This window comes from Mesorhizobium sp. WSM4989, from assembly GCF_029625795.1.
Classification (GTDB): Bacteria; Pseudomonadota; Alphaproteobacteria; order Rhizobiales; family Rhizobiaceae; genus Mesorhizobium.
Window position 1 is genome coordinate 1 of sequence record NZ_JARTVN010000060.1, and the last position, 248, is coordinate 248.

General features: G+C 71.0%; 1 pseudogene. It reads right to left on the minus strand.

The annotated features are described in order from the left end of the window. Nucleotides 1–119: 119 nt before the first annotated feature. Nucleotides 120–248: pseudogene (locus tag P9217_RS30310) on the minus strand (30S ribosomal protein S6); the annotation flags it as partial.

The window sequence follows — 248 nt, forward strand, 5'->3', positions numbered from 1 at the left end:
TCCTCGCGGCGGTTGTTGCGGAAGTCCCGGGGCTGGTAGCCCTCCCCGCCTTCTTCATCCCGATTGCGGCGCTGGTAGCCGTTCTGGCGATTGTCGCGCGGGCCGCGGTCGTCGCGGGGCGCGCGGTCCTCACGGGGCGCTCGGTCTTCTCTCGGGCCGCGATCATCGCGGAACTGGCGATCGTCCCTTGGGCTCCGATCGTCCCTTGGGCTCCGATCGTCCCTCGGGCCCCGATCGTCCCTTGGTCC